Raw genomic sequence first — 13,535 nt, 5'->3', positions numbered from 1 at the left:
CCAAATGATCAACGGCCTGATTATTTGCCTTCGCTGCAACGCACAAACGCGCAATTCGCTCAAGTCGATGATTGATTGGGACTTGGTCAGCAAGTTGATTATTTCTGCGTTGACACCCCTTGCCCGGCTGCTTTCTACTGTCTGTCGATGCCGCAGAACGTGGCGGTTGCAGGACATTGGAAGAGAGACGCATCGTCCGCTCGGACGATGACAAAACAATCAACTTGGAGAATATCTTGATGGGCGCAATGAGCGAAACGAAACAACGCGAAGCAATCACTTCGCGCTGGGACGACGGTGTGGCCGCGAACATGAGCGAGCCGGAACTGTTGCTGTACCGTTCAAACCTGCTGGGTTCGGACCTGCGCATTACCAATTTCGGCGGCGGTAATACCTCGGCCAAGGTCACGATGACCGACCCGCTCTCGGGCCAGCAGGTCGAGGTGCTGTGGGTGAAGGGCTCGGGCGGCGACCTGGGTTCGATCAAGATGGACGGTTTCTCGACCCTGTACATGGACAAGCTGCAGGCCCTGAAAGGGCGCTACCGCGGCCTGGAGCACGAAGACGAGATGGTCGGCTACCTGCCGCACTGCACCTTCAACCTGAATCCGCGCGCGGCCAGCATCGACACCCCGCTGCACGCCTACATCGCCCACAAGCACGTCGACCACATGCACCCGGATTCGTGCATCGCGATCGCCGCCTGCAAGAACAGCCGCGAACTGACCGCCAAGATCTTCGAAGGTGAACTGGGCTGGCTGCCGTGGCAGCGTCCGGGCTACGACCTGGGCCTGAAGCTGGAACAGGTGTCGCAAGAGAACCCGGAACTGAAGGGCATCATCCTGGAAGGCCACGGCCTGTTCACCTGGGGCGACACCTCGAAGTCGTGCTACGAAACCACGCTGGCGATCATCAAGCGCGCCGAGGATTGGCTGGCTGCGAACATCCAGCAGCCGGTGTTCGGCGGCCAGGCCAAGCAGGCACTACCCTCGGCCGAGCGCGCCGCCCTGGCAGCCCGCCTGATGCCCCTCCTGCGCGGCAAGATCAGCCAGGACGAGTACAAGCTGGGCCACTTCGACGACAGCGACGCCGTGCTGGAATTCGTCAACTCGCAGGACCTGGCGCCGCTGGCGGCCCTCGGCACCTCCTGCCCTGACCACTTCCTGCGCACCAAGATCCGCCCGATGGTGCTGGACTTCGATCCGGCAGCGCCGGACTTCGAGCGTCTAGTCGCCGGCCTGGACCAGGCACTGAGCGACTACCGCGCCGACTACACCGCCTACTACGAGCGCTGCAAGCGTTCCAACAGCCCGAAGATCCGCGACGCCAACCCGATCATCTACCTGATCCCGGGCGTCGGCATGCTGTCCTTCGCCAAGGACAAGGCAACCGCCCGCATCGCCGGCGAGTTCTACGTCAACGCGATCAACGTGATGCGCGGCGCGAACGGCGTCGACAGCTACGTCGGCCTGCCGGAGCAGGAAGCCTTCGACATCGAATACTGGCTGCTCGAGGAAGCCAAGCTGCAGCGCATGCCCAAGCCGAAGAGCCTGGCCGGCCGCATCGCCCTGGTGACCGGCGGCGCCGGCGGCATCGGCCAGGCGGTCGCCCGCCAGCTGCTGCAGGAAGGCGCCTGCGTGATGGTGACCGACATCGACAGCGAAGCCCTGGCCGCTGCCCAGCAGGACCTGAGCAAGGTGGCGGGCAAGGACAACGTCGCTGTCGTGCGCGGCAACATCACCAGCGAGGAAGACGTCGCCCAGGTGCTGGCCGATACCGCCCTGCGTTTCGGTGGCGTCGACCTCCTGGTGTCGAACGCCGGCATTGCCTCGGCCGCGCCGCTGGACGAAACCACGCTCGACATCTGGAAGCGCAACCAGGACATCCTGGTCACCGGCTACTTCCTGGTCAGCCGCAGCGCCTTCCAGATCATGAAGCAGCAGAAGCTGGGCGGCAGCATGGTCTTCGTGGGCAGCAAGAACGGCCTGGTCGCATCGGCCGGCGCATCGGCCTACTGCACCGCCAAGGCGGCCGAACTGCACCTGGCACGCTGCATCGCGCTGGAAGGCGCCGAGCACGGCATCCGCGTCAACGTCGTCAACCCGGACGCGGTCATCAAGGGTTCGCGCATCTGGGACGGCAAGTGGAAGGAAGAGCGCGCCGCATCGAACAAGATCGGCACCGACGACATCGAAGAGTTCTACCGCAAGCGCTCGATGCTGAAACTGAGCGTTCTGCCGGAAGACATCGCCGAAGCCGTCTACTTCTTCGCCAGCGACAAGTCGGGCAAGAGCACCGGCAACATCCTGAACGTCGATGCCGGCAACGCCGGGGCATTCACCCGCTAAAATAGAAGGCTGCGCAGCGGGCATATCGTCCACTAGCGCAGCATGAAGGAGACACGCATGAAACACCTGATCGACGCCGGCCTGGTGCAAGACCAGAACGCCAAACTGGAAGCCAATCTGCAGGCTGACTACGACGCCCTGGGCGGCGTGCTGTCGCGCCGCGGCCTGGACATCGACAAACTGACCGCACTGGCGCAGACCTTCGAAGTGGCGGTCCCGAGCTGGGGCGCCGGCACCGGCGGCACGCGCTTCGCGCGCTTCCCGGGCCGCGGCGAGCCGCGCAACGTGGTCGAGAAGCTGGAAGACTGCGGCGTGATCAACCAGCTGACCCGCGCCACCCCGGCCGTGTCGCTGCACTTCCCGTGGGACAAACCGAGCGACACGTCCGAACTGCGCGGCGTCGCGGAAGAACTGGGCCTGGGTTTCGACGCCGTCAACTCGAACACCTTCCAGGACCAGGTCGGCCAGGAACACACGTATAAATACGGCAGCCTGACCGCCAACAACGCCCAGGCACGCGCCCAGGCAGTGGCCCACAATATCGAATGCATCGAACTGGGCCAGGCGCTCGGTTCCAAGGCACTGACCGTCTGGGTCGGCGACGGCGCCAACTTCCCGGGACAGAGCAACCTGCGCGGTGCGCTGGAACGCTACCTGGAAAGCATGCGCCAGATCTACGCCGCGCTGCCGGACGACTGGAACATCTTCATCGAGCACAAGCTGTTCGAGCCCGCGTTTTACGCCACCACCATCGCCGACTGGGGCACGAGCTTCGCCTGCGCCACCACCCTCGGCCCGAAGGCCAAGTGCCTGGTCGACCTGGGTCACCATGCACCGAATACCAACATCGAGATGATCGTGGCGCGCCTGGCGCAGTTCGGCAAGCTCGGCGGCTTCCACTTCAACGACAGCAAGTACGGCGACGACGACCTGGATTCGGGCTCGATCAACCCGTTCCAGCTGTTCCTGGTCTTTAACGAGCTGGCCGATGCGGCCCTGCGCGAAGGCCCGGGCTTCAAGCCGGCCTACATGCTGGACCAGTCGCACAACGTGACCGATCCGATCGAAAGCCTGATGAGCAGCGCGGTGGAAGTGCAGCGCTCGTTCGTGCAGTCGGCCCTGGTCGACCGCAGCGAGCTGGCCTCGCTGCAGGAGCAGAACGACGTGCTGCAGGCGGCCCAGTGCCTGAAGCGCGCCTTCCGCACCGACGTCGGCCCGATCCTGGCCATGGCCCGCGTACGCGCGGGTGGCGCTGCCGATCCGGTGGCCGCCTACCGCGCCAGCGGCTACCGCGACCGCGTCGCCAGCGCCCGTCCGGCCAAGGCCGGCGCAAGCAGCAGCGGCATCGTCTGATCCTGGTTGTGGCGTCCCTTCGGGGACGCCATTTTTTTAGAGAAGCAGGAGAAGAGATGAGCATCACGACTCGCGCATTCCGGATGAAACTCAAGCCGGGCAACGAGGAAGAATACCGCCGCCGCCACGACGAGATCTGGCCGGACCTGGCCGCGCTGTTGCAGGGGGCAGGGATCCACGATTATTCGATCTTCCTGGACGAAGAGACGCTGGACCTGTTCGCGGTCATGAAGCTGCGTCCGGGGCACGAGCTCGGGCCGCTGCCGGAGCATCCGGTGATGAAGCGCTGGTGGGACTACATGGCGGACTTGATGGAGGTCGAGCCGGGGAACCGGCCGAAGGAGTGGCCGCTGAAGCAGGTGTTCCACCTGGCTTGATCCGCCACCAATTCGATTATTTGAGTCAGCTTAAAGACCGTCATTCCCGCGAAGGCGGGAATCCAAGTTTGCGTGCGTTTCGACTGCGCAGAGAGAACCTGGATCCCCGCCTGCGCGGGGATGACGTGCTGAGGGCGCGGCCACGTTCAAGCGCTACCCTAACTCGCGTAGCCTCACTTCGCGCGATCAAGCAACCCACGCATCTTCAACCACTCCTCCGCGCGCCGCGGCCAGCCGGATGCCGTCCCCAGCCCATCCCGCATCCCCATCCCGTGCGACCCCTGTTCGAACAAATACATCTCCGCCGGCACCTTGTGGCGGGTGAGCGCCTGGTAGAACAGGATGCTGTTCTCGACCGGCACCGCCTGGTCGGCCTGGGTGTGGATCAGCAGCGTGGGCGGCGTTTGCGCCGTCACCTGGCGCTCAGGCGACATCAATGCCAGGTCTGCGGCGGACGGCGAGGCCCCCAGCAGCGCCTTGCGCGAACCCGCATGCACCGCCGGTCCCTCCATCGCGATCACCGGGTACATCAGCATCAGGAAGTCCGGTCGCGCGCTCAGCTTGTCCAGTTCCGCGCCGGTGCGTCCGAGCGGATGCTCGTACAGGGTGCCCGCCGTGGCGGCCAGGTGCCCGCCGGCCGAGCTGCCCATCACGCCGATGCGGTCCGGCTGGACCTTGAAGCGCGCCGCCTGCGAGCGCACCAGGCGCACCGCGCGCAGCACGTCGCGCAGCGGCGCGGGGTGGCCGAATTCCTGCTGGCGGTAGGTCAGGACAAAGCTGGTGATACCCAGGGTGCTGAGCCAATGCGCGTACTGCTCGCCCTCGCGCCGGGTCGACTGGCGAACGTAGCCGCCGCCCGGGCAGATGATGACCGCGGTGCCGTTCGGCCGGTCCACCGCCGCCGGGTAGACGGTCAAGCTCGGCTCGGTGATGTTGGTAGTGCGGCCATCCTCGTCCACCTTGTTGGGCCCGAGTCCGGGTTTGGCGTCGGGCACGCCTTCCGGCCACAGGGGCAGCACCAGCGGTCCTGCAGCGATGGCGGGCAAGGATCCAAACGTCGTGAGCGCGAGGCCGGCAGCCAGCTGCGTCATCGTGCGTCTCCTGTTTTCATTCATGGAATATCCTCTTATGGTAAAGCTAACTGAACTTTGCAGTATTTTCGCATCCCTCGCCCTGCTGGCCGGCTGCGCCACCCAGGGCGTGCGTCCGTTCGACGGCGCCGGTGAACTTGAACTGGTGAGCGCCCCGGGCGTCGACCCGTCGACCGTCTGGTCACGCGGCGCCGACGGCGTCGTCCAGGTGAGCGGCAAGCCGGCCGGCTACATCGCCACCCGCGCCAGCTATGTCAACTATCGCATGCACGTCGAATGGCGCTGGCCGGGTAAACCCGGCAACGCGGGCGTGCTGCTGCACGTAGCGTCCGGTCCGAAGGATGGCGCCTGGCCGCTCAGCCTGCAGGTGCAGACCAAGCACGGATTCGCCGGCGACATCCTGCCGATGGCAGGGGCGGGCTTCGCCGAGCCGCTCACGACGGCGCCGGGCGCCTACCCAGCCATCAAAGGCCATACGGGACAGGACAGCGAGCGCCCGGCAGGCGAATGGAACAGCGCCGACATCCTGGCGCGCGACGGCGTGATCGAGGTGAGCGTCAACGGCGTGCCGCAGAACCGCGTCAGCGCGGTGAAGCCGGCGGCCGGCCGGATCGGCTTCCAGCTCGAGGGCGTGCCCTACGAGCTGCGCAACATCACGATCACGCCGATCGACTGATCACTTTCGCTTCAGCCAGGCGTCGGGAACCGGCACCACGACGATGTTCATCGAGCGGCCGTCTTCCGACAGCATGGCAGACTGGATCTGGATCTTGCTGCCGTCCGCGCTGAAGGTCGGGTGCGGGTGGTCGGCGGCGGTGGTCTTGTGGCCGGTGGTGAGCATCATCATCTCGCGGGTCTTGCGGTCGATCAGGTAGACGCTGCGGCTGAAGTCGTCGCCGGCGGCGAAGCGGCCGTCGCTGGAACCATGCACGTGCCACAGGCCGCTGCCGGACGGGGTCTGTCCAACGATTTGCATCTGCCGGGTGCGCAGGTTGACGATCGCCAGGCCGGTCGGCTTTTCGCGGGTGCCGGTCTGGCCCCAGCCGTCGTCCTGGCCCGGGTTGGCGCCGCCGACGTCGGTGGCGGGGCCTTCCACTGCCTTGGCCGCGCCCGGGATCGGACGGTGGCCCATGATCGCCATTGCCACTTCATCCTTCGAGATCACCGCCTCGTGCGTCACCCATTCGTAGGGCGCTTCCGGGTACAGCGGGCGCAGGCCGCTGCCGTCCGCCATCACGGTCCAGGTGCGCTGCGGCGACTTGCCGCCGGTCTCCCAGCAGAACACGATCTCGCCCGGGTTGTACAGGTTGGCCTGGATGTGGCCGACCTGGAAGGGCACCGAGACCACGTGCTTGACTTCGCCGGTCTTGACGTTCAGGCGCGCGATGCCCTGCGGGCCGGCGCCCATCTTGCGCGGGCCGAAGGCAGGCTCGATCTTGGTGCCGGGCGCCAGGTGCTTGGCCGCCTGGCCCGGGCCGACCTTGAAGTAGACCCATTCCTCGTCCGCGTCCAGGGCCAGGTCGCCGCCGGCTTCCAGTTCCGGAGGCAGGTTGGCGGTCACGCGCTGGTAGCTGGCGGCCGGCTGCATGCGGCCCGCGGCGCTGTCGGCAAAGACGCGCGCCAGGTCGGTCTCGACGATCTGCAGGATCTTGTCGTTGTCCGGCGCCTTGCGCATGTAATACAGCTTCATGGACTTCTGCGCGAGATTCAGCATGCCGGTGTAGCCGCCCTCGGTCACCTGCACCAGGTCGCCGGTTGCTTCGTTTACGGCCACCGCTTCGCTGCCGGCCAGGCGCGAGCGGAACACCAGCCACTTGCCGTCCGAGGTCCATTGCGGGTGAGTCGGGTAGATCTTCGAGTCGCCGTGTGGCTTGCTGGTCAGGAAAGTGAGCATGGTGCCGGTCACCGGATCCTTGACGAGCTTGCGTTCGGACGGGAAGCGCTTGCCGATCTGGGCGGACGCATCGAGGCTCAGCGTGAGCGCGGCGGCAAGGCAGAGGACGGGGGCAAAGCGGACTTGCATGGGGCGTCTCCATATTGTGATGTTGTCCGCTCATTCTCCCAGCAGGAGTTGCTCAGATCTAATCATTCTGGTGATTCTTTCTGCGTCTTTACTGCCGGGTTGAGCGGTGGCGCATAGAATCAAGGGAAAGCTATAACACATGGAGACCCCGCGATGTCATACCTAGACGCCTTGATCCGCGCCGGCGCGATCCTATTGCTGGCCTGCGGCGTGGCGCAGGCGCAAGCCCCGGCGCCGGCCGTCAATACCGATCCGGCGCGCGCCCAGGTCAAGCTGCCCGAGCCGGCCAACCCTGCGCTGCCTTCGATCATCCTGATCGGCGACTCCACCGTGCGCAACGGCCATGACGACGGCCAGGGCAAGGGCGCGGAGGGGCAGTGGGGATGGGGCAATCCGCTCGCCGCCTGGTTCGATCCGGGCAAAGTCAATGTGGTGAACCGCGCGGTCGGCGGCCTGTCCAGCCGCACCTACGTCACCTCCGGCCACTGGGAGCGCACGCTGGCCTTCGTGAAGCCGGGCGACATCGTCCTCATGCAGTTCGGTCACAACGACGCCTCGGCGATCAACGACGACAAGCGCGCCCGCGGCAGCATCCGCGGCATCGGCAGCGAGTCCCAGGAGATCGACAACATCCTGACGGGCAAGCGCGAAACCGTGTACAGCTACGGCGGCTACCTGCGCAAGTACATCGCCGAGATCCGCGCCAGGGGCGCGACGCCGGTGGTGGTGTCGCTCATCCCGCGCAAGGCCTGGGTTGAAGAAGGGCCGGATGCCGGGAAGGTCCGTCGCAACAAGGGCGACTATGCCGGCTGGGCCGAGCAGGTCGCGCGCATGGAAAAGGTGGGCTTCATCGACCTGAACGAGCTGGCGGCGCGCCGCTACGACGAGATGGGCCGCGAGGGCGTGATGAAGATGTTCCCGGTCACCGTGCCGGACGAGCGCATCCACACCAACTGGGCCGGCGCGGCGCTCAATGCGCAGCTGGTCGTCGGCGGCCTGAAGGCCCTGGGCGATCCGCGCATGACGAGCTTCCTCAAGCCGGTCGAGGACGTGCGCCCGGTGGTCGACGCGCGTACCGTGCGTGAGGAAGCGCCGCTGGACGCCAGGCTGCCGACCCTGTTCCTGGTGGGCGATTCGACCGTGAAGAGCGGCGGCCAGAACGGCGCCATCGGCTGGGGCGAGCGCATCGCCCAATACTTCGACACCCGTCGTATCAATGTGGTCAACGCCGCCATCGGCGGGCGCAGCAGCCGCACCTTCTTCACCGAAGGGCGCTGGGAGCGCGTGCTCGGCCAGATGAAGCAGGGCGATATGGTGGTGATCCAGTTCGGCCACAACGACGGCGGCCGCATCGGCGACCCGGCCAACAAGAACCGCGCCTCGGCGCCCGGCATCGGCCCCGAGACGGTCGAGGACACCCGTCCCGACGGCAGCAAGGAGCAGGTGCACAGCTTCGGCTGGTACACCGCCCGCTACATTGCCGACGCCAGGGCCAAGGGCGTGACGGTGGTGATCGCCTCGCCGATCCCGCACCGCGACAAGTGGCAGCAGGAGCGCGACTTCGCCAACTTTGCCGACTGGGGCCGCCAGGTCGCCCAGGCGGGCGGCGCGCACTTCATGGACCTGACCATGCTGGTCACCGACGGCTACCACAAGATCGGCGCCGAGCGCGTCGACACCTTCTTTTCGGACGCGCGCACCCACACCAATGCCGCCGGCGCCGAATTCAATGCCCAGCGCGTCGTCGCCGGCCTGAAGGCGCTGCCGGGCAATCCGCTGCGTCCGTATTTCTCCGACAAGGCAACGGGTATCCAGTGATGAAGGCATTGTTCGCTACCTTGCTGCTCGCCGCGGGCAGCGCGCAGGCGGCCTGTGAGAGCTGGGGCGAGAAGGGCGCTTTGCTCCATCAGGACAATTTTGACGGTTCGATGGAGGGCTACGTCAGCGAATATGCGCGCAAGCCGGTCAACTTCATCGGCAACCGCGACGGCCGCCTGGTGATCGATGTCGACTCCGGCGCCACCGTCTGGCTCGACAAGCCGCTATCCGGCGACATCCTGATCGCCTACACCCGCCGCGTGGTGATGGCGGGCGGCCCGAACGACCGCCTGTCCGACCTGAACCACTTCTGGATGGCGCGCGATCCGGCCAACAGGAACCTGTTCACCCGCTCGGGCAAGTTCGAGGACTACGACGACGTCGACATGTATTATGCCGGCGTCGGCGGCAACCACAACGAGACCACCCGCCTGCGCCGCTACGCCGGCGGCCAGCGCGTGATGGTCGCGGAGCGCCTCGGCGCAGACTGGATGCTCCAGCCCAACCGCGACTATCGCGTGGAGATCGCGGTCTACCGCGGCTGCACCCGCATGCTGCTCGACGGCCGCGAAGTATTTTCCTATCGCGACCCTCACCCGTTCACCCAGGGCTACATGGGATTTCGCACCACCTGGTCGCGCCATACCATCGATAACCTGACGATTCACCAGCTGAAATAAAAAGGAGACACCCAAGATGACCACCCCCATGCCGCGCCGTGCACTGATCGGCCTGCTCGTTGCGAGCCTGTTCCCGGCCATGAGCGCGATCGCGCAGGACGCGCCTGCGGCCCAGGAAAAAGGCCCGGCCGCGGCCGATGCAATGCTGCACGCCCTGGACGTCAAGTACCCGACCCGCTACCAGCCGATGGAAGGAAACGAGGTCAAGGCCGTGCTCGACCGCGTGTTCGCCTACCTGGACCGCACTACGCCGGCTGAGCTGATCCACAAGGGCGACAATTCGCCGATCACCGACCTGAGCAAGGCCGAGCCGGACGCGGTCTTGAAACCCGGCGACTTCCGCCTGACCAGCTACGAATGGGGCGTCACCTACCTGGGCATGCTGGCGGCCGGCCAGGCCACCGGCGACCAGCGCTACACCGACTACACCCAGAAGCGCCACGCGCTGCTGTCGCAGCTGACCAGGACCTACCTGCCGGTGGTGCAGGCGGACCGCGCCAACTCGCACGCGCCGATCAAAAGCTTCCTGAATCCGCACGCGCTGGACGATGCCGGCGCCCTGTGCCACAGCTTCCTGAAGGCCCAGGTGGGCGGCTCGAAAGTCGACTACAGCCAGATGGTCGGCATCTGCGGCGACTTCGTCACCAAGCACGAATACCGCCTGAAGGACGGCATCCTGGCGCGCGGCGGACCGGACGGCAAGGGCGGTCGCAAGATGCGTCCGCTGCCGGACACCATCTGGCTGGACGACATGTTCATGGGCGTGCCGACCATGGCCTACCTGGGCAAGGTGACGGGCAACCGCAAGCACTACGACGACGCCGTCAACCAGGTGCTGCAGTTCTCGAAGCGCATGTTCAACCCGAAGCTGGGCATCTACATGCACGGCTACGTCGAAGGCATGCGTGACCATCCGGAGCTGCGCTGGGCGCGCGCCAACGGCTGGGCGGTGATGGCCATGGTCGAGGTGCTGGAAGTGCTGCCGAAGGACCACAAGGGCTACAACCAGGTGCTCGCGCAGCTGCGCGCCCACATCAAGGGCCTGGCCGGCTACCAGACCAAGGAAGGCTTCTGGCACCAGCTGATCGACCGCAACGACACCTACCAGGAGACCTCGGCGACCGCGATCTACACCTATGCGATCGCACGCGCGGTCAACCGCGGCTACGTCGACGCCCAGATGTACGGCCCGATGGCGAACCTGGCCTGGAATGCGGTGGCCAGCAAGGTGACGTCCGCTGGCCAGATCGAGGGCATCTGCGTGGGTACCGGCATGGCCTTCGACCCGGCCTTCTACGCCTATCGTCCGACCAGCGTGAAGGCGGCGCACGGCTACGGCCCGACGCTGCTGGCCGGCGCCGAGATCATCGAGATGAACAAGAAGTACAAGTTCGGCTTGAATGACAGCGGGCTGATGTTCCAAGGCGCGCGTCAATAAACCGGGGCCTTTGTAGGGTGGGCGGCTCTGCCGCCCACGCGGTGATTACTAACGGCTCCGTTATCGCGCCGGATAATCTTGCTGCTAACTATCACCGCGTGGGCAGGAGACCTGCCCACCCTACGATTCAAGGCTTTGCCAGCCTGATCTTTTCTACCAACGTCATCGGCACGGCAAAAGCCGTCCCATGCCGCACCCGCTGCTTGGTGCCGGCGCCCGGGAAGCGCAGCTTCGCGGTCACATCTTCCCAGTTCACCATGTCGCGCGTGCGCAGCGCGCCGTAGTGCCCTGCCGTATAGGCGTCGTAGTACACGATCACCTCGTCGCCCACCTGCAGCACGCTCGGCCCCTCGCTCCACAGGCCGGACGGCGTGATCGGCGCACCCAGCGCCCCGAACGGTCCCTCGAAGCTGGATGCCTGCGCCACCCGCAGGTGCTTCATCGGCGGATAACGGGTCTCGTCCTTCACCAGCAGCCAATCCTTGCCGAAGGCGTGCGCCAGGGTGGCGTCGATCACCGAGAAGCCCGGGTCGTAATACAGACGGGTCGGCGTGAAGCTGACGAAGTCCTTCGTCGTGGTGGCGTAGATGCGGTGGTTGTACTTTTCCTCGCTCTTGCCCTCGGTTTCCGGGAAGCGCCCCGGGACCGTGGACGACCACAGGATCAGGTAGTGGCCCTGTTTCGCGTCGTAGAAGAGCTCGGGCGCCCAGGCGTTCAGCGCGGTCGGCTCGTGGCCCATTACCGGGATCTCGCGCTGGGGTGACCAGTTCAGCAGGTCGGGCGAGGAGGCGTAGCCGATGCCGCGGTCGTTCCAGCCGCTGGTCCAGACCATGTGGTACAGGCCGTCGGGTCCGCGCACCAGGCTCGGGTCGCGCATCAGTTTGGCGCCGCCCACGGTGGGCGTGAGGAAGCTGGCGCCGCCTGCGAGCGCTTCCCACTCGTAACCATCGGTGCTGGCGGCCAGGTGCAGGCCGTCGGCGCCGTTGCCGATGAAGTAGGCGAACACGTAGGCCTGCTTTTCCCCGCTGCGCACCAGCGGCGCGCAGCCGGCCAGCAGGGCGGCGCCTGCGATCGCGCCGAGGGCGGCGCGGCGCTTCATTGGGCGCTCCCGGTGCTGGAGACGCGCACCTCGCGGTTGCTCTCGTCGCCGGCCGGGCGCTCGGCCTTGCGGCCCGGGCTGGGCGGCACGGCGAAGGTGGTGACCGGGTCGGGACGGGCCGGGTCGAAGGCAAAATCGTCGACCACGTGGCTTGCCACCGGCAGTTTCGCCTGGCGCATGCCGAGCACGATGGCCTTGGCCAGCACGTAGCTGCCGTAGTTGTTGTGGTGGGTATTGTCGAGGCGGTCCGGCGCGGGCAGGGCGAAAGCGGCCTTCGAACCCTCGACGCCGAGCGCCGCATACATGGTCTGGCTCATCGCATGCAGGTCGATGAAGGGCACGTTCAGCTCCCGGGCCGACTGGCGCGCCGCTTCGGCGTAGTCGGTCAGGGTGAGCTGGATTCTACCCGCCGGGTCGAAGCGGCGCCGTTCCATCGACGAGACGATGACCGGCAAGCCGCCCCGCGCGCGCACCATCTCGACGTGGGTCTTGATCTCGGCCTTGTAGGTGGTGAAGGGGCCGCCCTTGCCGGAAGCGATCTGCTTCTGGTCGTTGTGCCCGTACTGCATCAGGAGCGTGTCGCCCGGCTTCATCTGGCTCAGGATCTTGTCGATGCGGCGCTTGGAGAGCGAATCGCGGTAGGTCTCGCCCGACTGCGCATAGTTGGCCACCGCCACCGAGGGCTTCAGGAAGCGCGGCAGCATCTGGCCCCAGCTGTTGTAGGGTTCGCCCGGCTGGTCGCTGACGGTGGAGTCGCCGAGCAGGAACAGGGTCGGCACCTGTACCGGCGTGATCTCCACGGTCCGCACCGCCGGGCGGGCGCCGTTGAATTCCAGGGTCAGGCGCTTATCCCAGGCCCAGGCTTCGCTCACGGTTTCGCGCGGGACGTTGAGCTTGACTTCGCCCGGAGCGACGCCGTTCGCCGCCGGGATCTGCGGGGTGCGCACGTTGACGATGAAGCTGCGCTCGAGCTTCTGGCCGGGCGCGGTGTGCACGTTCTCGAGCGCCAGGCGGCGCAGTTCGGACTTGATGGTGGTGGTAGACGGCTGGGTGTCATCGCCCAGGGTGACCGTCACGCGGTAGTTCCCTTCCGGGAGGTCGACCGAAAAATAGCTGCCCTGGGCCGCGCCCGGCTCGAAACCGTAGCCGCGGCCGGCGTCGTAGGTGGTGGTGGCGGCAACCGGCGTGTAGCCGGCAGGGGCCGCGCTGCCGAAGGCGAAGCGCTTCGCCTGGTCCGCCTGGGGCTGGGAAGCGCAGCCCGCCAGCAGGAGGGCGCCGATGGCGGCGCCAAGCATGGTCAATCGCATG

11 protein-coding genes are annotated in these 13,535 nt (G+C 66.4%); 7 read left to right on the top strand and 4 right to left on the bottom strand.

Annotated features, from left to right (window positions below):
- The first annotated feature begins 239 nt into the window (after positions 1 to 239).
- The 3 genes from YWC_RS0123850 to YWC_RS0123840 all read left to right on the top strand — a co-directional run bounded on the left by YWC_RS0123850 (position 240) and on the right by YWC_RS0123840 (position 4,078).
- Positions 240 to 2,348 carry a bifunctional rhamnulose-1-phosphate aldolase/short-chain dehydrogenase gene (locus YWC_RS0123850; protein WP_156923863.1) on the top strand — a complete coding sequence of 703 codons (2,109 nt, stop codon included), beginning with the start codon at positions 240 to 242 and terminating at the stop codon, positions 2,346 to 2,348.
- A gap of 57 nt (positions 2,349 to 2,405) precedes the next feature.
- The gene (gene rhaI / locus YWC_RS0123845; RefSeq protein WP_027867632.1) at positions 2,406 to 3,701 is read left to right on the top strand and encodes an L-rhamnose catabolism isomerase; all 1,296 of its coding nucleotides are present in this window, start codon (positions 2,406 to 2,408) and stop codon (positions 3,699 to 3,701) included.
- A gap of 62 nt (positions 3,702 to 3,763) precedes the next feature.
- Positions 3,764 to 4,078: an L-rhamnose mutarotase gene (locus YWC_RS0123840; RefSeq protein ID WP_036215796.1), complete on the top strand. Its 315-nt coding sequence runs from the start codon at positions 3,764 to 3,766 to the stop codon at positions 4,076 to 4,078.
- Between the two features lie 173 nt (positions 4,079 to 4,251).
- Here the strand turns inward: YWC_RS0123840 and YWC_RS0123835 are convergent, their stop codons facing one another.
- On the bottom strand, positions 4,252 to 5,169 hold the full coding sequence (locus tag YWC_RS0123835) for an alpha/beta hydrolase (RefSeq protein ID WP_229413182.1): 918 nt from the start codon (positions 5,167 to 5,169) through the stop codon (positions 4,252 to 4,254).
- 37 nt (positions 5,170 to 5,206) lie between these two features.
- On the opposite strand from YWC_RS0123835, the gene YWC_RS30640 reads away from it, so the two are divergent.
- Complete coding sequence (locus YWC_RS30640) at positions 5,207 to 5,845, top strand: 3-keto-disaccharide hydrolase (protein ID WP_051306713.1); 639 nt, start codon at positions 5,207 to 5,209, stop codon at positions 5,843 to 5,845.
- Here YWC_RS30640 and YWC_RS0123825 read toward each other — a convergent pair whose 3' ends face one another.
- Positions 5,846 to 7,192 carry a TolB-like translocation protein gene (locus YWC_RS0123825; RefSeq protein ID WP_027867629.1) on the bottom strand — a complete coding sequence of 449 codons (1,347 nt, stop codon included), beginning with the start codon at positions 7,190 to 7,192 and terminating at the stop codon, positions 5,846 to 5,848.
- Between the two features lie 153 nt (positions 7,193 to 7,345).
- Here YWC_RS0123825 and YWC_RS30635 point away from each other — a divergent pair, with 153 nt between their 5' ends.
- From YWC_RS30635 to YWC_RS0123810, 3 genes are read left to right on the top strand one after another with little or no spacing between them, the layout of a single operon-like run.
- Positions 7,346 to 9,010 (top strand): rhamnogalacturonan acetylesterase, encoded by a 1,665-nt coding sequence (locus YWC_RS30635; protein WP_036215760.1) that lies wholly within the window; start codon positions 7,346 to 7,348, stop codon positions 9,008 to 9,010.
- Positions 9,010 to 9,690: a DUF6250 domain-containing protein gene (locus tag YWC_RS30630; RefSeq protein WP_051306712.1), complete on the top strand. Its 681-nt coding sequence runs from the start codon at positions 9,010 to 9,012 to the stop codon at positions 9,688 to 9,690. The genes YWC_RS30635 and YWC_RS30630 overlap by 1 nt, the downstream gene beginning before the upstream one ends.
- Before the next feature lie 16 nt (positions 9,691 to 9,706).
- Positions 9,707 to 11,128: a glycoside hydrolase family 88/105 protein gene (locus tag YWC_RS0123810; protein WP_027867628.1), complete on the top strand. Its 1,422-nt coding sequence runs from the start codon at positions 9,707 to 9,709 to the stop codon at positions 11,126 to 11,128.
- Between the two features lie 127 nt (positions 11,129 to 11,255).
- Here YWC_RS0123810 and YWC_RS0123805 read toward each other — a convergent pair whose 3' ends face one another.
- Both YWC_RS0123805 and YWC_RS30625 read right to left on the bottom strand, forming a co-directional pair.
- The gene (locus YWC_RS0123805) at positions 11,256 to 12,227 is read right to left on the bottom strand and encodes a glycoside hydrolase family 43 protein (RefSeq protein ID WP_027867627.1); all 972 of its coding nucleotides are present in this window, start codon (positions 12,225 to 12,227) and stop codon (positions 11,256 to 11,258) included.
- Positions 12,224 to 13,534 (bottom strand): rhamnogalacturonan acetylesterase, encoded by a 1,311-nt coding sequence (locus tag YWC_RS30625; RefSeq protein ID WP_229413181.1) that lies wholly within the window; start codon positions 13,532 to 13,534, stop codon positions 12,224 to 12,226. Before YWC_RS30625 ends, YWC_RS0123805 begins: the two co-directional genes overlap by 4 nt.
- Between the last annotated feature and the right edge of the window lies 1 nt (position 13,535).

This window comes from Massilia alkalitolerans DSM 17462, assembly GCF_000427785.1.
Lineage (GTDB): Bacteria > Pseudomonadota > Gammaproteobacteria > Burkholderiales > Burkholderiaceae_D > Telluria > Telluria alkalitolerans.
Note: the sequence above shows the minus strand (reverse complement) of the source record. Positions and strands in the feature narration are given on the sequence as shown.

Coding starts and splice junctions, on each gene's coding strand:
- YWC_RS0123850 (WP_156923863.1), top strand. CDS start 240: ATGGGCGCAATGAGCGAAACGAAACAACGCGAAGCAATCACTTCGCGC.
- rhaI (WP_027867632.1), top strand. CDS start 2,406: ATGAAACACCTGATCGACGCCGGCCTGGTGCAAGACCAGAACGCCAAA.
- YWC_RS0123835 (WP_229413182.1), bottom strand. CDS start 5,169: ATGACGCAGCTGGCTGCCGGCCTCGCGCTCACGACGTTTGGATCCTTG.
- YWC_RS30640 (WP_051306713.1), top strand. CDS start 5,207: ATGGTAAAGCTAACTGAACTTTGCAGTATTTTCGCATCCCTCGCCCTG.
- YWC_RS0123825 (WP_027867629.1), bottom strand. CDS start 7,192: ATGCAAGTCCGCTTTGCCCCCGTCCTCTGCCTTGCCGCCGCGCTCACG.
- YWC_RS30635 (WP_036215760.1), top strand. CDS start 7,346: ATGTCATACCTAGACGCCTTGATCCGCGCCGGCGCGATCCTATTGCTG.
- YWC_RS30630 (WP_051306712.1), top strand. CDS start 9,010: ATGAAGGCATTGTTCGCTACCTTGCTGCTCGCCGCGGGCAGCGCGCAG.
- YWC_RS0123810 (WP_027867628.1), top strand. CDS start 9,707: ATGACCACCCCCATGCCGCGCCGTGCACTGATCGGCCTGCTCGTTGCG.
- YWC_RS0123805 (WP_027867627.1), bottom strand. CDS start 12,227: ATGAAGCGCCGCGCCGCCCTCGGCGCGATCGCAGGCGCCGCCCTGCTG.
- YWC_RS30625 (WP_229413181.1), bottom strand. CDS start 13,534: ATGCGATTGACCATGCTTGGCGCCGCCATCGGCGCCCTCCTGCTGGCG.